Source organism: Mycobacterium sp. FW102-FHT13B02 (assembly GCF_058790275.1).
This window is the reverse complement of record NZ_JBYTCM010000013.1, coordinates 44,856-66,746: the sequence shown is the minus strand read 5'-3', so window position 1 is coordinate 66,746 and position 21,891 is coordinate 44,856. Positions and strand designations below refer to the sequence as shown.

General features: G+C 69.1%; 20 protein-coding genes. 10 read left to right on the top strand and 10 right to left on the bottom strand.

Translation table 11 applies throughout. The annotated features are described in order from the left end of the window. Positions 1-3: 3 nt before the first annotated feature. From AC3WTE_RS20960 to sigC, 3 genes are all read right to left on the bottom strand, one after another. Positions 4-561 (bottom strand): DUF5134 domain-containing protein, encoded by a 558-nt coding sequence (locus tag AC3WTE_RS20960; protein ID WP_492440557.1) that lies wholly within the window; start codon positions 559-561, stop codon positions 4-6. Positions 562-589: 28 nt separating this feature from the next. Continuing rightward, positions 590-1,048: a hypothetical protein gene (locus AC3WTE_RS20955; RefSeq protein ID WP_492440556.1), complete on the bottom strand. Its 459-nt coding sequence runs from the start codon at positions 1,046-1,048 to the stop codon at positions 590-592. 75 nt (positions 1,049-1,123) lie between these two features. Further along, the gene (gene sigC / locus AC3WTE_RS20950) at positions 1,124-1,678 is read right to left on the bottom strand and encodes an RNA polymerase sigma factor SigC (protein ID WP_492440554.1); all 555 of its coding nucleotides are present in this window, start codon (positions 1,676-1,678) and stop codon (positions 1,124-1,126) included. A gap of 95 nt (positions 1,679-1,773) precedes the next feature. Between sigC and AC3WTE_RS20945 the strand changes: the two genes are divergently transcribed. After that, positions 1,774-4,044, top strand: a complete 2,271-nt coding sequence (locus AC3WTE_RS20945) for a heavy metal translocating P-type ATPase (protein ID WP_492440553.1) — start codon at positions 1,774-1,776, stop codon at positions 4,042-4,044. Between the two features lie 49 nt (positions 4,045-4,093). Here the strand turns inward: AC3WTE_RS20945 and AC3WTE_RS20940 are convergent, their stop codons facing one another. Next, positions 4,094-5,998, bottom strand: coding sequence for a cytochrome c oxidase assembly protein (locus AC3WTE_RS20940; protein ID WP_492440551.1), 1,905 nt, complete (start codon positions 5,996-5,998; stop codon positions 4,094-4,096). Between the two features lie 251 nt (positions 5,999-6,249). On the opposite strand from AC3WTE_RS20940, the gene AC3WTE_RS20935 reads away from it, so the two are divergent. Together AC3WTE_RS20935 and AC3WTE_RS20930 are read left to right on the top strand one after the other, a co-directional pair. Continuing rightward, positions 6,250-7,623: a PepSY-associated TM helix domain-containing protein gene (locus tag AC3WTE_RS20935; protein ID WP_492440550.1), complete on the top strand. Its 1,374-nt coding sequence runs from the start codon at positions 6,250-6,252 to the stop codon at positions 7,621-7,623. Beyond that, entirely contained in the window at positions 7,620-8,273 is a 654-nt protein-coding gene (locus tag AC3WTE_RS20930) for a DUF5134 domain-containing protein (protein ID WP_492440549.1), read from the top strand. The genes AC3WTE_RS20935 and AC3WTE_RS20930 overlap by 4 nt, the downstream gene beginning before the upstream one ends. A gap of 9 nt (positions 8,274-8,282) precedes the next feature. Here the strand turns inward: AC3WTE_RS20930 and AC3WTE_RS20925 are convergent, their stop codons facing one another. Further along, positions 8,283-8,996 carry a zf-HC2 domain-containing protein gene (locus tag AC3WTE_RS20925; RefSeq protein ID WP_492440548.1) on the bottom strand — a complete coding sequence of 238 codons (714 nt, stop codon included), beginning with the start codon at positions 8,994-8,996 and terminating at the stop codon, positions 8,283-8,285. Between the two features lie 113 nt (positions 8,997-9,109). Between AC3WTE_RS20925 and AC3WTE_RS20920 the strand changes: the two genes are divergently transcribed. Next, entirely contained in the window at positions 9,110-10,495 is a 1,386-nt protein-coding gene (locus AC3WTE_RS20920; protein WP_492440547.1) for a class II 3-deoxy-7-phosphoheptulonate synthase, read from the top strand. 70 nt (positions 10,496-10,565) lie between these two features. Here AC3WTE_RS20920 and AC3WTE_RS20915 read toward each other — a convergent pair whose 3' ends face one another. Further along, positions 10,566-11,816: a protein kinase domain-containing protein gene (locus AC3WTE_RS20915; RefSeq protein ID WP_492440545.1), complete on the bottom strand. Its 1,251-nt coding sequence runs from the start codon at positions 11,814-11,816 to the stop codon at positions 10,566-10,568. Here AC3WTE_RS20915 and AC3WTE_RS20910 point away from each other — a divergent pair. Then, complete coding sequence (locus AC3WTE_RS20910) at positions 11,806-12,210, top strand: Rv2175c family DNA-binding protein (RefSeq protein ID WP_492440543.1); 405 nt, start codon at positions 11,806-11,808, stop codon at positions 12,208-12,210. The two genes, AC3WTE_RS20915 and AC3WTE_RS20910, sit on opposite strands and share 11 nt — an antisense overlap. Here AC3WTE_RS20910 and AC3WTE_RS20905 read toward each other — a convergent pair. The 4 genes from AC3WTE_RS20905 to AC3WTE_RS20890 form a co-directional block, all read right to left on the bottom strand. Next, complete coding sequence (locus AC3WTE_RS20905; protein WP_492440541.1) at positions 12,197-13,705, bottom strand: alpha-(1->6)-mannopyranosyltransferase A; 1,509 nt, start codon at positions 13,703-13,705, stop codon at positions 12,197-12,199. The two genes, AC3WTE_RS20910 and AC3WTE_RS20905, sit on opposite strands and share 14 nt — an antisense overlap. A gap of 9 nt (positions 13,706-13,714) precedes the next feature. Next, positions 13,715-14,773, bottom strand: coding sequence for a bifunctional (2E,6E)-farnesyl/geranyl diphosphate synthase (gene idsA2 / locus AC3WTE_RS20900; RefSeq protein WP_492440713.1), 1,059 nt, complete (start codon positions 14,771-14,773; stop codon positions 13,715-13,717). A gap of 166 nt (positions 14,774-14,939) precedes the next feature. After that, positions 14,940-15,581 (bottom strand): LppM family (lipo)protein, encoded by a 642-nt coding sequence (locus AC3WTE_RS20895; RefSeq protein ID WP_492440711.1) that lies wholly within the window; start codon positions 15,579-15,581, stop codon positions 14,940-14,942. A 62-nt stretch (positions 15,582-15,643) separates the two neighbouring features. Further along, on the bottom strand, positions 15,644-16,237 hold the full coding sequence (locus tag AC3WTE_RS20890) for a GNAT family N-acetyltransferase (protein ID WP_492440539.1): 594 nt from the start codon (positions 16,235-16,237) through the stop codon (positions 15,644-15,646). A gap of 210 nt (positions 16,238-16,447) precedes the next feature. Between AC3WTE_RS20890 and AC3WTE_RS20885 the strand changes: the two genes are divergently transcribed. The 5 genes from AC3WTE_RS20885 (at position 16,448) to AC3WTE_RS20865 (ending at position 21,882) form a co-directional block, all read left to right on the top strand. Continuing rightward, positions 16,448-16,840, top strand: coding sequence for an SCO2097 family morphological protein (locus AC3WTE_RS20885; RefSeq protein ID WP_492440537.1), 393 nt, complete (start codon positions 16,448-16,450; stop codon positions 16,838-16,840). A 378-nt stretch (positions 16,841-17,218) separates the two neighbouring features. Beyond that, a complete protein-coding gene (mraZ, locus tag AC3WTE_RS20880) occupies positions 17,219-17,653 on the top strand; it encodes a division/cell wall cluster transcriptional repressor MraZ (RefSeq protein ID WP_492440535.1) in 435 nt (144 codons plus the stop codon). Then, positions 17,628-18,776, top strand: a complete 1,149-nt coding sequence (rsmH, locus tag AC3WTE_RS20875) for a 16S rRNA (cytosine(1402)-N(4))-methyltransferase RsmH (RefSeq protein ID WP_492440533.1) — start codon at positions 17,628-17,630, stop codon at positions 18,774-18,776. The genes mraZ and rsmH overlap by 26 nt, the downstream gene beginning before the upstream one ends. Beyond that, on the top strand, positions 18,776-19,942 hold the full coding sequence (ftsL, locus tag AC3WTE_RS20870; RefSeq protein WP_492440532.1) for a cell division protein FtsL: 1,167 nt from the start codon (positions 18,776-18,778) through the stop codon (positions 19,940-19,942). The genes rsmH and ftsL overlap by 1 nt, the downstream gene beginning before the upstream one ends. Next, positions 19,939-21,882: a peptidoglycan D,D-transpeptidase FtsI family protein gene (locus AC3WTE_RS20865; protein ID WP_492440530.1), complete on the top strand. Its 1,944-nt coding sequence runs from the start codon at positions 19,939-19,941 to the stop codon at positions 21,880-21,882. The genes ftsL and AC3WTE_RS20865 overlap by 4 nt, the downstream gene beginning before the upstream one ends. Positions 21,883-21,891 lie beyond the last annotated feature (9 nt).

Here is a 21,891-nt window from a genome sequence, read left to right as displayed (position 1 = left end):
GGGTCAGACGGCCATGACAGCGAAGGCGGTGCTCATTCCGAGCGCCATGAGCAGGTCGGCATACGGGCGCTTCGGCCCGCGCACCAGCAGGTAGAACCACCACAGCGCGGCGGCACAGAATCCGATTGCGAGCACGACGCACACCGCGGTGAACCAGCCCGGGAGCGTCACGGCGACGGCGCCGTGACCGAGGTGCGCGCTGTGGTGGCCGGAGGCTTGCGCGGTTGCTACCGGGACGCCGGCATTCGGCGCCATCAGCAGGCCCATCAGGGCCATCGCGGCCATCATGGTGCAGTGGTAGACGGGGTGCGGCAGCTCGAAGCCGAACAGCGCGAGGTAGGCGAAGTACAACGCGCCGGCGGTGAACACCAGGACGTACAGCAGCGGTGACACCCGCATGCCGGCCGGCCAGAGCATCGCGATCATGCCGGCCGACGCCAGTGCGTGCAGTACCCCGACGCCGCGCTGCCCGGGGACCCGCCGCCCGGCGCCCGCGAACAGCAGCGCCGCCACCGCGAACACGACAGTCAGCGCCCAGCGCAGGGCGGAGTCGGCGATCACGCTGTTATTAGTCGGATGACAGAGGTTTTCAGTTCCCGGAAGTCTTGGCCCGCATGTCCGGTTGCGATCGGTCCAGCGGTGTCAGCGCCACACCCAGCCAGCAGACGGCCAAGACTGCCGCTGACAAGAGGCCGGCCAGCGGCCACCACACCGCGACCCGGGCCGGCGACGTCTGGCACCACCACACCGCGCCGAACCCCGCCACGGTGGCCACGCCCGACAGGTACAGCGCCGCGCAACATACGCGAAACCGCTTGCGCCACAAGGCTGTTGCCGACGCCACCGTGGCCAGGGCGAACAGTACGGCGACGACCTTCAGTACCCAGCGATGGGTTTCGGACCAGCAGACGCCGGCGGACACCGCGAGTACGACGACAGCGGCGGCGGTGGGGTAGCGGCGCGCGGGGCCGATCCAGACTTCATCGAACACCCGGCGCCCGATGGCGCTGAGGGTGTGTTCGAGGTCGATCGCGTGGCGGGTGGACAAGCCGAGCTCCGTTCAGTCTGCAGAACAGTTTCGCAGAGTTGGTCGGATGCGCGCCCCCGCGGGTTCCGCGACGGGTCAGCCCGCGCTCTGGTCCTGGTTCCCGGCGCGCAGGAGGTCGTCGCGGGCCCGGGCGACCCGGGAGCGGATGGTGCCGACGGGGCAACCGCAGATTTCGGCGGCCTCGGCGTACGACAGGCCCAACACCTGGGTCAGCAGCAGCGCTTCCCGGCGGTCGGAGTCCACCGCGTCGAGCAGCATCCGGATCTCGACGATGTCCTCGAACCGCGCCGTCGGCTGGTGCATGTCGATGACGGTCTCGGGCTCGATGGCGGCGCTGCTGCGCGGGCGGCACTGCTTGCGCCGGATGTGGTCGACGACGACGCGGCGCGCGATGGACAACAGCCAGGTGCGGGCGGTCGACCGGCCGCGGAACCGGGACAGCGAGCCGAGCGCCCGCAGGTAGGTCTCCTGCGTCAGATCGTCGGCGCTGCCGGGCTCGTCGAGATAGGCGACAGTGCGCCAGACATCGCGCTGGGTAGCCTTGATGAACTGCTCCAACGCGGCGCGATCACCCCGACCGGCGGCCAGCGCCAGGCGCGTCACTTCGTCGTCGTCGCCGCGGCTGTTCACAGCCCGACCATATGTGAAGAGTGCCGGGAACTCACAGCCGGGCACATCCGACCAATATTTTTGGGTAGGCCCGCTCCCGCGGGGACAATAGGAGGATGATGACGGCCTCGGTCAGCACAGTGGGTGGCAGCGCGGTCGGCGCTGCCGCAGCCGCCGACGACAGTGCGGCCGCCCGCCGGGTGCAACTCGACGTGACCGGCATGTCGTGTGGTGCGTGCGCCGCGCGGGTCGAGCGCACGCTCAACAAGATGCCGGGTGTCCGCGCCTCCGTGAACTTCGGCACCCGCGTGGCGACGGTCGACGCGCTCCCCGCCGTCGCCGATACCGATCTGTGCGACGTGATCCGCAAGGCCGGCTATGAGGCCGAGCCCCGCTCCGGTGTGACCAACGCGGACCGCGACGACGAAGATCTGTCGCACGCCCGGTACCTGCTGCGCCGCCTGCTGGTGGCCGCCGTGTTGTTCGTCCCGCTCGCCGACCTGTCGGTGATGTTCGCCGTCGTCCCGAGCACCCGGATCACCGGGTGGCAGTGGATCCTGACCGCCCTGGCTCTGCCGGTCGTGACGTGGGCCGCCTGGCCGTTCCACCGCGTGGCGCTGCGCAATGCCCGCAACCGGGCGGCGTCCATGGAGACGCTGATCTCGGTCGGCGTGACCGCTGCCACGGTGTGGTCGCTCTACACGATGTTCGTTGGGCATCACGCCACCAACAGCACCGGCATCTGGCAAGCCCTGGCCGGCAGCGACGCGATCTACTTCGAGGTCGCCGCGGGTGTCACGGTGTTCGTGCTGGCCGGCCGCTACTTCGAAGCCCGCGCAAAGTCCAAGGCGGGCAGCGCGCTGCGGGCGCTCGCGGCGCTGAGCGCGAAGAACGTCTCGATCCTGCTGGGCGACGGCACCGAGATGGTCATCCCGGCCGAGGAGCTCGCCGAACAGCAGAAATTCGTGGTGCGCCCCGGCCAGACCATCGCGGCCGACGGACTCGTGGTCGAGGGCTCGGCCGCTGTCGACACCAGCGTCATGACCGGTGAGGCCAAGCCGGTCCGGGCCACGCCGGGCAGCAGCGTCATCGGCGGCACGATCGTTCTCGACGGCCGGCTCATCGTGGAAGCCGCCGCGGTCGGCGCGGACACCCAGTTCGCCGGCATGGTGCGGCTGGTCGAGGAAGCGCAGGCCCAGAAGGCCGAGACGCAGCGCCTCGCCGACCGCATCTCCTCGGTGTTCGTGCCCTGCGTTTTCGGCATCGCCGCGCTGACCGCGCTGGGCTGGGCCCTGGCCGGCGCGGGCCCGGACAAGGTGTTCGCCGCGGCGCTCGCGGTGCTGGTCATCGCCTGCCCGTGTGCGCTGGGCCTCGCCACGCCGACGGCGATGATGGTGGCGTCCGGACGCGGCGCCCAACTCGGCATCTTCCTGAAAGGGCACCGGTCACTCGAAGCGATCCGGGCCGTCGACACCGTCGTCTTCGACAAGACCGGCACCCTGACCACCGGCCATTTGGCCGTCACCGCGGTCACCGCGGTCGACGGTTGGAAAGACGAGGACGTGCTGGCCCTGGCCGCGGCGGTGGAGTCGGCCTCCGAGCATGCGGTCGCGGTCGCCATCACCACGGCCGCGCCGGAGCACGAGCCCGTCACCGATTTCCAGGCCGTTCCCGGCCGCGGCGTCGTCGGCATCGTGGGGGAGCGGGACGTGCGGATCGGCAAGCCGTCCTGGGTGGCCGGTGGTACCGCGGTGCCCGCGGCCCTCACCGAGGCGCGACGCGGCGCGGAATCCCGCGGGGAGACGGTGGTTTTCGTGGCCGTCGACGGTGAGCTGTGCGGTGCCGTTGCGGTGGCTGACGCGGTCCGGGAATCGGCGGCGGGTGCCATTGCGGCGCTGCACGAGCGCGGCCTGAAGACCATCCTGCTGACCGGCGACAACCCGGCGGCCGCCGCCGCGGTCGGTGCCGCGGTGGGCATCGAGGACGTCATCGCCGACGTGCTCCCGGACGGCAAGGTCGACGTCATCCAGCAGCTGCGCGACCGCGGCCGCATGGTCGCGATGGTGGGTGACGGCATCAACGACGGCCCCGCGCTGGCCTGCTCGGACCTGGGTCTGGCCATCGGCCGCGGCACGGACGTCGCGATCGGCGCGGCGGACATCATCCTGGTTCGCGACAGCCTGGATTCGGTGCCGCAGGCCCTGGATCTGGCCAAGGCGACCATGCGCACCATCCAGATGAACCTGGTGTGGGCGTTCGGCTACAACATCGCCGCCATCCCGGTGGCGGCGGCCGGCCTGCTCAACCCGCTGATCGCGGGCGGGGCCATGGCCTTCTCGTCGTTCTTCGTCGTGTCGAACAGCCTGCGGCTGCGCAACTTCCGGTGATTTGTGCACGATTCAGTGCGCTGAGCGGACCTGATCGTGCACAAATCCCTTACTGCTGGCCGCGCTGGCGGGCCAGTTCGCGCAGCATCGCGTTGTACGCATCCAGGTCGTCGTCGCCGTAGTTACCGTCAGAGTGCCGGTCCGAGCGTGATGCGGCGCGGCGATCCTGCTTGGCCCACTGCGCCACCAGGGCGATGACCACCAGGATCACCGGCAGTTCGCTCGAGCCCCAGGCGATGGCGCCACCGAGGTGCTGGTCGGCGCCGATGCTGGAGAGCCACGGCAGGCCGACGAACTTGTAGAACGGCCCGCCGATGGTGGCGGTCATGGTCATGGTGGCGATGCCGAAGAAGGCGTGAAAAGGCATGACTGCGAACAACAATCCGAGCCGGCCCAGGAACGGCAGGCGCTTCGGGCCCGGGTCGATACCGATGATGCCCCAGTAGAAGAGGTAGCCGACCAGAAGGAAGTGCACGCTCATCAACTCGTGGCCCCAGTGGTAGCGCACCAGGGTGTTGAAGATCGAGGTGAAGTACACCGCGTACAGCGACGCGACGAACAGTACGAAAGCCACGATCGGATTCGACAGTGCGGCGGTGACTTTCGAGTGCACCAGCCACAGGATCCATTCGCGCGGCCCCGGCGGTGCGTCGGGACCCGCGGGTGGCAGGGCGCGCAGCGCCAGGGTCACCGGACCGCCCAGCACCAGCAGCACCGGGACGAACATGTTGAGGGTCATGTGCTCGCCCATGTGCACGCTGAACATCGCCGACCCGTAGGCGCGCACACCCGAGCTGGTGGTGAACAGCAGTACGGCGCAGCCGATCAGCCACGAGAGCAACCGGCCGACGGGCCACTCGTCGCCGCGGCGGCGCAGCTTCAGATAGGCGTACACGTACGCGCCGGCGAGCACGATCGCACCGATGCCTATGAAGGTGTCGAACCGCCAAACCGTCAGCAGCCGAACCACATTCGGCGGGTCCGGCAGTTCGTAGCCGAGGAAGATGTCCCACGTCGTGAATTGGTGATGCAGTAGACGCGGCGCCGTCTGCACGGCCATGGCGGACACGGCGGCGAGTGCGGTGATCGCGGGCAGGCAGGTGGCCGGCGGTGACGGCTTGGCGCCGCGCAGTGCCGCGGCATCGGTGATCCAGGACGCGGCCAGCGCTATCGCGGCGACGATGGCCCACCGCCCGTAGCCGCTGCCCGTCAGCCCGGTGGGGCCGAGCTGTTCGGCCAGCAGCAGGACGCCGTAGATCAGGGCCGCGGTTCCGCAGGCGACCTGGATGAGCAGCACCCGCCGGTAGAGGCCGGCGGCCGGCGGGCTGACGACGGCGGCGATCTTCGTGCCGGCCAGCACCGCCAGCGCCACCGCGAACACGATCACGGCGCTGGTGGTGTAGTCGTGGTCGGGGCCTTCGCTCGCGTTGCCGGTGACCGGCAGTGCCAGCACGCCGATGACGCTGGGCACCAGCAGCACGACCATCGCGATCCAGCGCACGCTGAACCGCAGCGTCAGCGCTACCACCGCGGCACACACGGTTGCGGCGATCCAGCCGCGGGACATCTCCGAGGCGCCGATGGCCTCGCCCAGCCGGCCACTTTCCACGAGCCGCAGCGCCGGGGCGCCGGCGTCGGTCGCCGCCTGCACCACCACCATGAGCGCGGAGGCGACCAGCCACACCAGTGAAACCCGTTCCAGCACAAGGTGGATCTGGAAGGCCGGCGGGTCGATGACGCCTTTGGCGTCCGGTCGCGCGGTGGTGACGATGTAGAACAGCCCGCCGAGGCAGATCGCGGCGGCGAGGACGGCCGTGAAGTACCCCACAGGTTCAGCGCACGAGGTGAGCGTTCCGGGGTAGCTGTCGCCCGTGGCGACAAAACGCTGGTCGCCCGAGACGAGTGCGTAGGCGACCAGCGCCACCAGCGCGGCCAGATACCCCAGCAACGGCACGAGCTGATCCCGTCGCTTCGCTGGCCCCGGTGACTGACCCCGTCGCTTCGCTCGCCCTGGTGACTGATCCCGTCGCTTCGCTCGCCCTGCTGCGAATCTGCTGGCCTGGCGCGGCGACGGCGCCTCGTCCGTGCCCATCGAAATACCGGCCTTCCACCTGAAGAACTGATCACGCCCAGTCTACGACCAGGTGTCGTAGAAATTTTCCGGCCGCAGGAACTCCTGGCGGCGCGGGCCGACCAATACAAATTGTGAGCCACACCCAACTGCCTGGATCGGACGTCCCCGCAACGTCCGATCCATCGCTGTGGAAGCGCTTTCGCCCGGCCTTGCTGCGGTTGCACTTCTACGCCGGTCTGTTCGTCGCGCCGTTCATCCTGATCGCAGCGGTCACCGGGCTGCTGTACGCGCTGATCCCGCAGATCGACAGCGCGGTGTACCGGCACGAACTCACCGTCGACCATGTCGGGGACCGCCAGTTGCCGTTGGCGGCCCAACTGGCGTCGGTCCGCGCAGCGCACCCGGAGGGCACCGTCACCAGCATCCGGCCGCCCGCCGCACCGGACGAGACGACGCAGGTGACGCTCGCGGTGGACGACGTCCCGGCCGACTACGCGCGCACGGTGTTCGTCGACCCGTACACCGGCGCGGTCCGTGGCGCCCTGACCACGTACGGCCAGTGGCTGCCGGTGCGCGCCTGGTTCGACGAACTGCACCGCAACCTGCACCTCGGGGCCTTCGGACGCAACTACAGCGAGCTGGCGGCCAGCTGGTCGTGGGTGATCGCCGGTGTCGGCCTGCTGCTGTGGATCGGACACAACAAGGGACAGCCGCGCCGGCTGGTCGTCCCGGATGTGCGGGCGGCGGGGCGGCGCCGGTTGCTGTCGTGGCACGGCACCCTCGGGGTCTGGATCCTCGCGGCGGTCGCGCTGCTGGCGGTGTCGGGCATGACATGGTCCCGGTTCGCGGGGGAGAACGTCGCCCAGCTGCGGACACAGCTGAGCTGGACCAGCCCGTCGGTCGACACCGCGCTACCGGGGCAGACGGCCGGCGCGACGCTGGACGAGGCCACCGCGCTACGTGGAGCGGACGCTACGCGGCAGGTCGCACGCGATGCGCACCTGCGGACCCCGATGTGGATGTATCCGCCGGCGACCAGCGGACAGGGCTGGCAGGTGGCCGAACGCAAACGCGACTGGCCGACGCAGTACGACGCGATCGTCGTCGACCCCGCCACGAACAAGGTGACGTCGCGGCTCGACTTCGCCGACTGGCCGCCCATGGCCAAGATGACCGACTGGGTCATCGATCTGCACATGGGCATCCTGTTCGGCCTGGTCAACCAGCTGGCGTTGATCGCGGTGGCCATCGCGATGATCGCGGCGATCCTGCTGGGCTACCGCATGTGGTGGCGACGGCGGCCGACCCGCGGTGCCGGGTTCGCGCTGCCCACCGGCCGGCGGCGCGGCGCGCTGTCGGCGCTACGGCCCTACGAGGCGGTGCTGCTCGTGCTGGTGCTCGCCGGCGTGGGTACCTTCGCCCCGCTGTTCGGCCTCACCCTTGCCCTGTTCGTGGCGGTCGACGTCGCACTGGGTTGGCGTCAGCGCCGGCAGGTGCTCCAGTGATCGCCGACATCTGGCTCCGGTTGTTCGTGACCGGGCTGTTCCTCCTGAGTGCGGCGCAATGCGTGTATGCCCTGGTCACGGCCCGCGAGAACCGGACCTGGATCGACCAGACCAGCCGCGTGCTGCATCTGCTGATGGCGGTGGCGATGCTGGTCATGGCATGGCCGGCGGGGATGGCGGTGCCGAACCGGCCGCCCATGGTGCTCTTCCTGGTGGCGGCCGGATGGTTCGTCGTGGTCCTGCTGGCCCGCACCGGACACCGGGTCGCCGACGGCTATCACGCGGTGATGATGCTGGCGATGGCGTGGATGTATGCGGTGATGGATGGGCGGGTGCTGCCTGCGCAGTGCACCGGGACGGTTGCCGACGCACCGGAGCCGTCGTCGATGCCGTCCATGCCGGGCATGGACATGTCCGGCATGGCGACGCATTCCGGCTCGATGGGTGGCTGCGGGCACCCGCCGGAGTGGGTCGGCGTCGTGAACTGGGCGGTTACCGCGGTGTTCGGCGTCGCGGCGGTGTGGTGGGCCATCCGCTACTTCACGGTGCGGCAGCAGCGCCCCGACGCTCCGGCGCACCTGTGGTTCGCCATCGCCTGCCAGGCGATGGCGGCGGCCGGGATGGCGATCATGTTCGCCGTGATGGTCTGAAGCAGTGGCTCAGGCCGCGTTGCCGTCGGTGGGCCACAGATGGCCCCGGCGGCGCCCGCGCGAGGCGTTGTCCGGCAGCGTGATGTCGTCGAGCGTGGGCGCCGCGTCGCGATCCGGCCGGGGCGGCTCGCTGGTATGGCGACGCCACACCAGCACGGTCAGCACCACACCGGCCAGCGCCGGCAGATGGCTCAGCATGCGTACCGCACCGACCGCGCCGGTCAGTCCGTCGACGACGACGTAGCCGGCGAGCACCGACGTGAACACCCCGCCGACGATGGCCAGGCCCATGGCCGCGGCGGGCCGGGCGGCGGCGACCAGCATGGCGATGCCGAGCGCGACAGACCAGGCCGTCGATTCGTTGACCACGTGGCCGCCCATCGAATGGCCGACATGCACGCCGATGCTGACGCCCGCCGCCTGGAGTACGGCGAGCACGATCTGGATGGCGCCCACCGCCGCGAGGCTGCCGCGCACCCAGTCGATGCCGGCGCCGTTGTCGGGCAGGGCAGGATGGGAGACGGTGTCGGCCACTGCGGTGACGCGCGTGCGGTCAGAGGCGATGAGTCCGCGCAAGAGCTCCATCTGGCTGTTCAGCTCGTCGTGCCACTGCCGGCAGTCCGGGCAGGACGCCAGATGCTCGTCGACGCGGCGCGCGGGCACGGGTTCGTGCTCGCCGTCCATCCGCGCGGACAGCGCCTCCCGAGCAATCTCGCACTCCACATCGTCAATAGTCGCGCACGGGGCCCGGTTTTCTCCCGGTGGTCCCGAATCCGTCGATCCAGGGGCGTCTTGGTGGGTAAATACTCGCTGGTCGGCGCCGGTACCATAGACACGTGAACTGGACCGTCGACGTACCCATCGACCAGCTGCCCGAGCTGCCCCCGCTGCCCGGGGACCTGCACGCGCGCCTTGCCGACGCGCTGTCCCGCCCGGCCGCGCAGCAGCCCAGCTGGCCCGCGGACCAGGCTGCCGCGATGCGCAAGGTGCTCGAGAGCGTGCCGCCCATCACCGTGCCGTCCGAGATCGAGAAGCTCAAGCTGCAGCTGGCCGACGTGGCGCAGGGCAAGGCGTTCCTGCTGCAGGGGGGCGACTGCGCCGAGACGTTCGTCGACAACACCGAGCCGCACATCCGGGCCAACATCCGGACCCTGCTGCAGATGGCCGTCGTGCTGACCTACGGCGCCAGCATGCCGGTGGTCAAGGTGGCCCGCATCGCCGGGCAGTACGCCAAGCCGCGCTCGTCGGACATCGACTCGCTGGGCCTGACGTCCTACCGCGGTGACATGGTCAACGGTTTCGACCCGGACCCCGCGGTGCGGGTGCACGACGCGTCGCGTCTGGTGCGCGCCTACGCCAACGCGAGCGCCGCGATGAACCTGGTCCGGGCGCTGACCTCGTCGGGCCTGGCGTCGCTGCAGCAGGTGCACGAATGGAACCGCGAGTTCGTCCGCACGTCGCCGGCGGGTGCCCGGTACGAGGCGCTGGCCGGCGAGATCGACCGCGGGCTGAACTTCATGACGGCCTGCGGCGTCAACGACCGCAACCTGCAGACCGCCGAGATCTACGCCAGCCACGAGGCGCTGGTGCTCGACTACGAGCGCGCCATGCTGCGGCTGTCCACGGAGTTCGGCGAACCGCGCCTGTACGACCTGTCTGCGCACTACGTCTGGATCGGCGAGCGCACCCGTCAGCTCGACCATGCGCACATCGCGTTCGTGGAGACCATCGCCAACCCCATCGGCATCAAGATCGGCCCCACGACGACGCCCGAGATGGCCGTCGAGTACGTGGAACGCCTTGACCCGCACAACATTCCGGGCCGGCTCACGCTGGTCAGCCGGATGGGTAACGGCAAGGTGCGCGACGTGCTGCCGGGCATCATCCAGAAGGTGGAAGCCTCCGGCCATCAGGTCATCTGGCAGTGCGACCCCATGCACGGCAACACCCACGAGAGCTCGACGGGCTACAAGACCCGGCACTTCGACCGCATCGTCGACGAGGTGCAGGGCTTCTTCGAGGTGCACCGCGCGCTGGGCACCCACCCGGGCGGCATCCACGTCGAGATCACCGGCGAGAACGTCACCGAATGTCTTGGTGGCGCACAGGATATCTCCGACGACGACCTGGCCGGCCGCTACGAGACGGCGTGCGACCCGCGCCTGAACACTCAGCAGAGCCTGGAATTGGCGTTCCTGGTCGCGGAGATGCTCCGCGACTAGAACCGCCCGGCGGTGGCCGCTTACCGCGCGATTCTCGAGAAATCCGCGTGGTAGGTGGCCATTCGGCGTTCTAGAACAGCCCGTTGATATTGGTGCCGAGCGTCCAGGCGCCGGCGGCGACCAGCGCTGTCAGCGTGAGGATCGCGATGACCCAGAAGAGCACGGCGCGCCGCGAGCGCTGCCGGGCCCAGGCGAAGTCGTCGAGGTCGATGCCCGCGAATTGCTTTGCGACCACGGGTGATTCCAGTAGCGCGGGGTCCATCGCCGGGTCCATGGTGAACTGCAGCGTGTGCTGCGGCGCCGGCTTCGGGGCCGGTGCCCGGCCCGTCGCCACCGTGGTGCGCTCAGCCCGGCCGCTTTGGGCAGCCGCCGCGGTGTGCTGCGCCGAATTGTGCGGTGCCGGCACGCGGAATTCGGGCAGGCCCAGATCGGTGACGATCGCGGCCAGCTCTGCCGCCATGTCGCCGGCATCGAGGTAGCGGTCGTCGGGCACGCGGGCCGTCGCGCACGCCACCAGGTCGTCGAATTGCTTTGGCACACCGGCGATTGCCGCGCTCGGCAGTGGCACGTCCTGGTCCAGTCGCTGATACGCGACGCTGAGTGGGCTGTCACCGGTGAACGGCGCGGTGCCCGTCAGGAGTTCGTACGCCAGGATGCCGACGGAGTAGACGTCGCTGCGCGGGTCGGCGTCCCCGGTGCTCACCTGTTCGGGGGAGAGGTACGCCGCGGTGCCGAGGATGACGCTCGTCGATGTGATCTTGGCCTCAGCTACCGCGCGCACCAGCCCGAAGTCGGCGATCTTGACCTCACCGCTGTCGGAGATCAGGACGTTCTCGGGCTTGATGTCGCGATGCACCAGGCCGGCCTGGTGGGCCACCGCGAGGCCGTCGAGCATGGGGGCCAGCACGGCCGCCACCGCGTGTGGGGGCATGGGTCCGCGCTCGCGCAGCAACTCGCGCAGCGTGCCGCCCTCGACGAGTTCCATGACGAGATAAGGCGCCGCCCGGCTGATGTCTCCGCCGCCTTGGTCGTAAACCGCTACCAGCCCAGGACTTTTCAAACCGGCGGCGGCGCGGGCCTCGCGCTGGAACCGGGTCAGGAACTGCTGATCACCGGAGTACCGCGAATCCATGACCTTGAGTGCGACCAGCCGGTCAAGCCGGGTGTCCAGGCCGCGGTACACCGTCGACATGCCGCCGCTGGCGATCGGGGCATCCACCCGGTAGCGCCCGTCCAGCACCGCACCGATCAGGGGGTCGGGTTGGTGGGATGGCTGCACCTGGCAATCGTACGGCTCTAGAATCTCCTGGGTGAGCAGCATTCCGGCCGCCGAGGACGTTATCGATCCCGATGAAGCGGTCTACGACCTTCCCGCAGTGGCATCCATGCTGGGTATTCCGGTGACCAAAGTGCACCAGCAGCTCCGGGACGGGCACCTCATCGGAGTGCGCCGGGGCGGTGCCATCGTGGTGCCCAAGATCTTCTTCGACGCGAAGGGGCAAGTGGTCAAGCAGCTGCCGGGCCTGCTCGTCGTGTTGCGCGACGGTGGCTACCACGAAACCGACATCGTGCGTTGGCTGTTCACCGCGGACGAGTCGCTGACGCTGAGCCGCGACGGGAGCACCGAACGCACCACCAACGCGCGTCCGGTCGACGCGCTGCATTCGCACCAGGCCAGGGAAGTGCTGCGGCGCGCCCAGGCTATGGGGTACTAGCCGGCTCGGCTGTCGCCGTCTGCGGCTCCGGCGCGTGGGCCAGCGAGTACCACGCTGCCACGGCGCATCCCGTCGCCAGGATGACATGCAGCCAGGAGTACATGCCGTGCGATCCGTCGGGTTTGAAGATCACCATGATCCAGGTCGAGAACCCGGCGATCAGCGCGATCGCCGACCGGCTCTGCGCCAGTGCTGAGACGATCGCCAGCGGCCACGTGTAGTACCAGGGCAGCGCGGCGGGCACGAACAGCACGACGACGGCCATCACCAGCGCGATGCCGATCAGCGCCTCCCGGTCGGTGTGGCGGAATCGCCACCACAGCAACGGAAGGGAGATCGCGATGATCGCGATGCCGATGATGCGGGTGACGTCCAGCACCGCGTAGAAGCTGACGGTGGTGAACAGCCCGCCGATGGCGTGGATCAGGTTGGCCACAGCAGTCGGGATGGTCAGCCAGTTCACGATCTTCACCGAGCCGGCCAACGCGGTCAGCCAGCCGAGCCCGACGCCCGCCGCCACCGTGGTCACGGCGAACACCACGCTGAAGATCGCTCCCGATGCGGCGGTCGCCGCGATCCAGGTGCGGACGGCGCCCCACGGGCGTCGTTCGCGCAACTGGCGCATCCAGACCCACACCATGAATGGAAGTGCCAGTCCCGCGGTGGCTTTCACCGCCACCGCGAGGGCGATCAGGCTGACGCCGGCGATGGGATGCCGTTCGAAGGTCAGCGCGATGGCGGCCATCATCAGCCCGACCATCAGCATCTCGTTGTGGACACCGCCCATCAGATGGATGATCACCAGCGGGTTGAGGACGCAAATCCACAGGGCGGCAGCGCTGTTGGCGCCGACGTGGCGGGCCACCCGGGGCGCCGCCCAGATCAACATGACCAGACCGGGCAGCATGCACAGCCGCAGTAGCATGGTGCCCTGCACCACGTGGTCGCCGACGATCATGGTGACGAATTTCGCCACCAGGATGAATGCCGGCCCATACGGCGCGGTGGTGGTGGTCCAGATCGGACTCACGTTGTCCAGCAACGAGTTCGGGTTGTCCACCGGCCCGACGAGGTAGGGGTCAAGCCCGTCGCGCAGCAGCGCGCCCTGGGCCAGATAGGAGTAGGTGTCGCGGCTGAACACCGGCACGCTCAGCAGCAGTGGGGCCAGCCAGAAGCCGGTCGTCGCGATCATCGTGGAGTCGGTCGCCGTGCGGTCCACCACGCGCCGGCCCAGTGCCAGCCAGGCGACGAGCATCAGGGCCACGCCGGTCCACAGCAGGATCGACGACAGCACCAGCCCATGGCCGAACCGGAACCAGGACAGGTGCATCGACTCCAGCAGCGGATCGTGCTGCCGGGTACTGCCGGCACCCAGCCCGCCCAGAGCGATCAGGATGGCGCCGGCGAAGCCGAGCAGCGCCGGGCGGCCCTCGTCGGATCGTCCGAACGTGATCAGCCGGGCCAGCGCCCCGGGCGCAGTAGTCGAGGTGGTCATCGTCGGTGTCTACGCGGACCGGTTCGACGCCCGCCGGGCGAGTTCGGTGAGTCCGGCCTTGGCCTGGTCGTCGATGGGGGACGACGCGAGGGCGTCCAGTCCGCGGTCGGTGAGCAGCGCGATGCGCTGTTCGACGGCGGCCAGCGCACCCACGGACTCGATCACGCCGCACAGGTCGCTGACCTGGCCGTCGGTCAGGTCGGTCCCGATCGAGTCGCGCAGCAGGCTCGCCGCGGCCGGGTCGGCGCGTTCGGCCAGCTCAACGGCCTCGGCCAGCAGCACCGTGCGCTTGCCTGAGCGCAGGTCGTCACCCGATGGCTTGCCGGTGACGGCCGGATCACCGAACACGCCGAGCACGTCGTCGCGCAGCTGGAACGCGATGCCCAGATCGGTGCCGACCGCGTGGAAGATCTTCTGTACGTCGGGCCGGTCGGCCGCCGCTGCGGCGCCCAGCTGCAGCGGCCGGGTGACGGTGTATGACGCGGTTTTGTACAAGTTCACGTTCATCGCGGAAGCCACGGTGTCGGCGCCGCTGGATTCGGCGACGATGTCGAGGTACTGCCCGCCGAGGACCTCGGTGCGGATGTGCGCCCACACCTCGTTGACGCGCCGCCGCGCATCGGCGGACAGGTCGGCGTTCGAGACGACGTCGTCGGCCCACGACAGCGCGAGGTCGCCGAGCAGGATGGCCGCGGACAATCCGAACTGCTCCGAGGAGCCGCGCCAGCCCTGCCGGCGGTGCCGGTCGGCGAACAGCCGGTGCACCGTGGGCAGGCCGCGCCGGGTTGCCGAACAGTCGATGACGTCATCGTGGACCAGAGCGCAGGCCTGTAGCAGTTCCAATGCGGAGAACAGGCGCAACACCGCCGGGTCGGCTGGGTGGCCGGGGTCGGGAGCCACGGCGCGCCAGCCCCAGTAGGCGAACGCCGGGCGGACCCGCTTGCCGCCGCGGAGCACGAACTCTTCGAGTGCGCCCGTCACCTCGGCGTAGGCGTCGCCGATGTAGGCGCTGTCCCGCCGGCGTTCGGCGAGATAGTCGCGCAGTTGATCTGTGATGGCATTCGCCAGCTCGCCAGCCGACGGACCTGCGGCATCGACGCTCAGCGCGCGTCCCCTCTCCTGACCCCGGAATAGTGCATCCAGATTAGAGGGTGTCGGGTCAGCGGTCGGACACAGTCACAAAGTCACTCGTCGGACACAGTGGTGAAGTCACTCATCGGACACTGGGGCGAAGTCACTCGTCGGACACTGTGGCGAACTTGGGGGACCGGTCGCGGCTCCAGTAGGCGAGGCCGCCGATGACGCCCGCGATCGCGAAGGCCAGGACGGCCATCCAGATCGCGGCCGTGGTGAACGAGCGCGCGCTCGGGTCGGTGTAGCGTGCCTGGGCCTTCATGGTGCTCACGACGCCGGGCTTGAGTTTCCACTGGACGATGTCGCTGGCCACCCGCTCGCCGTTGGTCGACGTGACGTCGCCGGGGAACGCCACCGACAGCGTGACGTCGGAATCCGGATCGCTGAGCGTGGTCAGGTCCACGCGGCCTTCGAGGATCACCAGGTCGCCGGCACGGCGCAGCGAGATGTCGGCGCCGGCCGAGTCACGACTCAGATTGGCCAGCTGGGGCACCTCGGAGAAGCTCAGGTCCGAGAACACCGCCTCGGAGCCGACGTAGTCGTCCTTGCGATAGTCCGAGACCGCCACCTTCTGGGCGAACGGCAGGTTGTTGGTCAGCTGCGGACCTTTGTCGTCCGAGTTCTTGGCTTTGGCGGCGGCCACGATCTGACCCGAGACCCGGTCGTCCGGCGAGACGGTGAGTGAGGTGTGGACGCGCACGCAGCCGACGGCGAGGGGGAGCAGCATCAGAAACAGCAGCATGGCGCGCAGGTGGCGGCGGCGGTTCACGCCGTTATCGTGCCAGATGGGGCGTGCACAGGGCTTCAGAGTGGCAGGGCGCGGCCCAAAATGGCGAACGGCCGCGGATCACCGGGGAAGAAGTAGCTGCGCATCACGTCCTGGAAACCCAGCCGGCGGTAAAGCCGCCAGGCCCGGTTGCCTTCGTCGAGGATCTCCGGCGTCGACAGCAGGACGTGCGATTCGGCGGCGCCGGCGAGCAGCCGGCGGGCGAGTGCCTCGCCGAGCCCGTGCCCCTGGGCGCGCGGGTGGATGTGCAGCTCGGTGAGCTCGAAGTACCCATTCATCAGCTGGTCGATGCGTTCGCTCGGGGTACCGACGTGACGCAGCCCCGTGGCGACCTGTTGGTACCACCACTGATCGGGTGCGCCGCGGTACCCGTAGGCGACGCCGAGCATGGGCGCCGAGTCGATGGACCCGCCTTCTGCCATTTCCGGCGAGGGAACCTCGAACGCGGCAACGCCGGTCCACCCGTCACGCCGGGTGTGTTCCAGCCACATCGAGGCGCGCTGGCGTTCGGTGCCGCGCGGGTAGCGCATGGCGTCGACGTAGACGGACAACGCGTCGTCGAGTCGGTGCTGCATGTCAGCCGGCGACAGATCGGTCAGCAGCGTCGCCACGGTGTGAGCCTTTCGGTGCAGCAGGGAACGTTGGTGTCGGGTTGCGCAGCAGGCGCTGTCGCCCGGCCGACGTCCCAGTCTTACAATTCGGGAGTCTGAAGTATGTGGTACGTGTCTGTGTGACCTCGTATCATGACTGTTAGGGATCCGTGACCACGGGTGCAGACGTCAGGAGCCGCTGCGGGCAGCGGTGTGAATTGGGAGGCGCGGATGCCACTCTCCGATCATGAGCAGCGCATGCTCGACCAGATCGAGAGTGCGCTGTACGCCGAGGACCCGAAGTTCGCTTCGAGCGTCCGGGGCGGCACGCTGCACGCGCCGTCGGCGCGCCGGCGGCTACAGGGCGCGGGGTTGTTCGTCTTGGGTCTGGCGCTGTTGGTGCTGGGCGTGGCATTTCGGATTCTGTGGGTCAACCAGCTGCCGATCCTGAGCGTGATCGGTTTCGTGGTGATGTTTGCCGGTGCGGTGTTCGCCGTGACCGGCCCACGGGTGCTCTCCAAGGAGAAGTCGGCGCCGGCCGGCGGCAAGTCCAAGCGTGCTCGCGCCGGTAATTCCTTCACAAACCGGATGGAAGATCGATTCCGTCGCAGGTTCGACGAATAAACGCCGACGCGTGATGCAGGGGTAGCCGATTCGGCTGCCCCTGTTTTTTGTTTTCGCCGCCCCTCGAGGGGTGTGACTCCCAGACACGCCGGGTTGGTAGCGAAATTTGCCGGCGGTCGCGGCGCGGCGATTTTGCAGGGGCTGGGCTCCGCGGTTCCCCACATTGCCCCACCGCATCCTCGCATGGCCATTTAACTGCGGTTTTAGCGCGCATCCAGGCCGTTTGCCGCCGTCCTTCACTGCAGGGTTCTCGTGATTACTGCGTGAGGTGGGGCAGATAAGGCCATTTTTAGACTTTGAATGGAGAGAAGTGGGGGATTGTGGGGTAATGTGGCGGACGTCGGAGAGACCGGACTCCGGAGTCGTGGGAGGTGCCTGATGTTCCTGGGTACCTACACGCCGAAGCTCGACGACAAGGGGCGACTGACGTTGCCCGCCAAGTTCCGCGACGCACTGGCAGGAGGGTTGATGGTCGCCAAAAGTCCAGATCACAGCCTCGCCGTGTACCCGAGGGTCGAGTTCGAAGAAGAGATTGCCCGCCGTGTGGCGAGTACTCCCCGGAATGACCCCGCCGCTCGTGCCGACCTGCGCGTTTTTGCCGCAGGCGCCGACGAGCAGCACCCCGACGCTCAGGGCCGCATCACCCTGTCCGCCGACCACCGTCGCTACGCGAGCCTCACCAAGGAATGCGTCGTGATCGGTGCGGTCGACTACCTCGAAATTTGGGATGCCGCGGCCTGGCAGACCTACCAATCCACTCACGAAGAGAACTTCTCCGCGGCAAGCGATGAAGCGCTCGGCAGCACCCATTGACCTGCAGGCCCGTGCAGCGTGGCCTCTGCCCGAACCGGCCCTGGCGTACTTCCCCAACGTCAGGTCCGCGAACTCGGACAGAGACCTCGTTGCAGGGGCCGCACAAATCCACCAGCTGAAGCCTTTTGGGGGTGTTGCGTTGACCGATCGCCGGCCGCACATCCCGGTGATGCTGGACCGCTGTGTCGAGCTGCTCGCCCCGGCACTCAGCCGGCGCGACGCCGACGGCAGCGGCGCCGTCATGATCGACGCGACGTTGGGTGCCGGTGGGCACTCCGAAGCCTTCCTGACGCGCTTTCCCGGTCTGACACTCATCGGCCTGGACCGGGACCAGACCGCGCTGCGGCTGGCGGGGGAGCGGCTCGCACCGTTCGGTGACCGCGTGCACCTGGTGCACACCGCGTACGACGGCATCGACGACGCACTGACCCAATCCGGTTACCGCCCAGGCGAATTGGATGCCATCCTGTTCGACCTCGGGGTGTCCTCCATGCAGCTCGACCAGGCCGAACGCGGTTTCGCCTACGCGCAGGACGCGCCATTGGACATGCGGATGGACCAGACTTCGGGCCTGACCGCGGCCGACATCCTGAACACCTATGACGCCAAGGCGCTCACCCGCGTGCTGCGCGAGTACGGCGAGGAGAAGTTCGCCTCCCGCATCGCCGGCGCGATCGTCCGGGAACGGGGCCGTCGCCCGTTCACGACGACGACCGAACTCGTCGAGCTGCTGTACGCGGTGATTCCGGCTCCGGCCCGTCGGACCGGTGGCCACCCCGCCAAGCGGACGTTCCAGGCGCTGCGCACCGAGGTCAACGGAGAGCTGGACTGCCTGCGCGCGGCGATACCGGCGGCGCTGGACGCGCTGCGACCCGGCGGTCGCATCGCGGTGGAGGCCTATCAGTCGCTGGAAGACCGAATCGTCAAGGGCTACTTCGCCGATGCCATCGCATCGCGCACTCCGGAGGGTCTGCCCATGGAGTTACCCGGCTACGAGCCGCTCTTCATCTCGCTGACGCGAGGCGCCGAGCGGGCCGACGAACACGAACTCGAATTGAATCCACGTAGCGCATCGGTTCGGCTGCGCGCACTGGAAAAAGTTGTCACAAGGGGAGGTCTGTGATGGCAAAGCGGCCAGCACCGGTACGCAGCGGTGGCACTCGACGGGGCACCGACCCGGACCCGCGCCGGCGCACCGGAGGGCGGACCCGCCGCGGCGACGAGCCCGAGGCCCGGCGCGACGTCGGCAAGCGGGAAGCGGGGCGCGACAACAAGACTGACGCCCGCGTCAAGCGTGGCAAGCGCGACGTCCGGCCCCAGCGGTCCAAGCCCACCGGTGCCGGTCCGCAGACCACGCCGTTCGCCCGGCCTGCTGCGGCACCGTCGCGCCCCAAGAGTGCCTCTCAGGCCAAGGCTCGAGCCAAGGCGCGTAAGGCCAAGGCGCCCAAGGTTGTTCGCACGCCGCTGCGGGAGCGGCTGATCATCCGTATTGCCGAGATGGACCTGAACCCGCGGCGCCTGATCGCGCGGGTGCCCTTCGTCGTGCTGATCATCGGTGCGCTCGGCATGGGTCTCGGCGTCACGCTGTGGCTGTCGACCTCGGCGGCAGAGCGGTCCTACGAACTGGGCCGCGCCAAAGAGATCAATCAGGCTCTGCAGCAACAGAAAGAGGCCCTCGAGCGTGACGTGCTGGTGGCGCAGGCCGCGCCGGCACTCGCCGATGCGGCCCGCAACCTCGGCATGATCCCGTCCCGCGACACCGCGCACCTGGTGCAGGATCCGACCGGCAATTGGCTGCTGGTCGGTAGTCCCAAGCCGGCGCAGGGGGTTCCGCCGCCACCCCTGAACACGCCGCTGCCCGAGGCGGCCCCGCCCGCCCCGGCGCCCGCCCGGGTCTCGGCGCCCGCCGCTGCTCCCGCCCCGGCGCCGGCTGCCGCGCCCGTTCCGGTCCCGGGCGCTGTAGCGGTCCCAGGCGCCATTCCGGTCCCGGGTGCGGTTCCGGCCCCGGCTGCCGCTCCCGCACCGGTGGTGGTGGACCCGCGCGAGCAGGTCGTACGTCCGCCGGCGCCCGCGGCTCCGGTGCTCGCAGTCCCCGCGCCCGCGCTCGCGGCTCCCTTCCCCGCCGCACCGGCCCTCCCGGTGCCCGGGCAGGGCACCCTGCCTGGGCCGGCCCAGCAGCCTGAGGCCGCGCTGCCCGTGCCGGCTGCGCAGGTTCCGGTTCCGGCGCAGGTCCCGGCTCCGGTTCCGGCCCCGCTGCCGGTGCAGCCCGCCCCCGGCCTTCCCGCATGAGCGGCACGCGCCCGAGCAAGCCCGGCGCTACGCGGACGGGCGCGCCGCGCAAGCGGCAGCCCGCCGCCAAACCGCGCACCGCGCAACCGCATTCGGCCCGCGACCGACGGACCCGCGAGGCTGTCGTACCCGAGGGGCGGACCGGCTCGTTCGGGTTCCGCCACAAAGCCGGCAACATCGTCATCGCGCTGGTGCTGGTGACGGCGGCCGTGCAGTTGTTCTTCCTGCAGGGCCCGCGTGCGGCGGGTCTGCGCGCCGAGGCCGCCAGTCAGCTCAAGGTCACCGACGTGGAGAAGGCGGTGCGCGGCAGCATCGTCGACCGCAACAACGCCAAGCTGGCGTTCACCATCGAGGCGCGGGCCCTGACCTTCCAGCCCAACCGAATTCGTCAGCAGCTGACCGAGGCGAAGGCGAAGACCCCGGCGGCGCCGGACCCGGACAAGCGCCTCAACGAGATCGCGGTCGGCGTGGCCGGTCTGCTGAACAACAAGCCCGATGCCGCGACCCTGGCCAAGAAGATCACCGGCAGGGATTCGTTCGTCTACCTGGCCCGGGCGGTCGATCCGGCGGTCTCCGACGCCATCACCAAGAAGTACCCCGAGGTGGGTGCCGAGCGTCAGGATATCCGGCAGTACCCGGGTGGCTCGCTGGCCGCCAACATCGTCGGCGATATCGGCTGGGACGGCCACGGCCTACTCGGGCTCGAAGACTCCTTCGACGCAAAGCTTTCCGGCACCGACGGATCGGTCACCTACGACCGCGGTTCGGACGGCGTGGTGATCCCCGGCAGCTACCGGGACCGGCACGACGCCATCAACGGCGCGACGGTGCAGCTCACCCTCGACAACGACATCCAGTACTACGTCCAGCAGCAGGTGCAGCAGGCCAAGGACATGTCCGGGGCGCACGACGTCTCCGCCGTGGTCCTGGACGCGAAAACCGGTGAGATTCTGGCCATGACGAACGACAACACGTTCGACCCGGCGCAGGAGCTGAGCCGGCAGGACGACAAGCAGATGGGCAACCTGCCCGTGACGTCGCCTTTCGAACCGGGTTCGGTCAACAAGATCGTCACCGCGGCCTCGGTCATCGAGTTCGGCCTGTCGAATCCCGATGAGGTGCTGCAGGTCCCGGGTACGTACAACATGGGTGGCGTCACCATCCACGACGCGTGGGGCCATGGCGTTGACCCGTACACCACCACCGGCGTCTTCGGGAAGTCCTCGAACATCGGCACGCTGATGCTGGCGCAGCGGGTCGGTCCGGAACGGTTCGCCGACATGCTGACGAAGTTCGGCCTCGGCCAGCGCACGGGTTCCGGGTTGCCAGGCGAGAGTTCGGGTCTGGTTCCGCCGATCGATCAATGGTCGGGCAGCTCGTTCGCGAACCTGCCCATCGGCCAAGGTCTTTCGATGACACTGTTGCAGATGACCGGCATGTACCAGGCGATCGCGAACGACGGCGTGCGCATCCCGCCGCGCATCGTGAAGTCGGTCGTCTCGGCCGACGGCACCCACCAGGACCAGAAGGCGCCGGAAACCGTCCGGGTGGTGTCGCCCGAGACCGCAAAAACGGTGCGCAACATGTTCCGCGCGATACTTCAGCGGGACCCGCGCGGTACCCAGCAGGGCACCGGCTGGCCGGGCGCCGTCGAGGGCTACCAGATGGCCGGCAAGACCGGTACCGCGCAGCAGATCAACCCGGCGTGCGGCTGCTACTACGACGACCACTACTGGATCACCTTCGCCGGTATGGCGCCGGCCGACGATCCGCGGTACGTCGTGGGCATCATGGCCAACAACCCGCAGCGCAACCCTGACGGAACTCCTGGGCACTCGATGGCCGGGCTCTACCACAACATCGCGGCGTGGCTGATGCAGCGCGAGAACGTGCCGCTGTCACCGGACCCGGGTCCGCCGTTGATCCTGCAGGCCACCTGACCGGGCAGG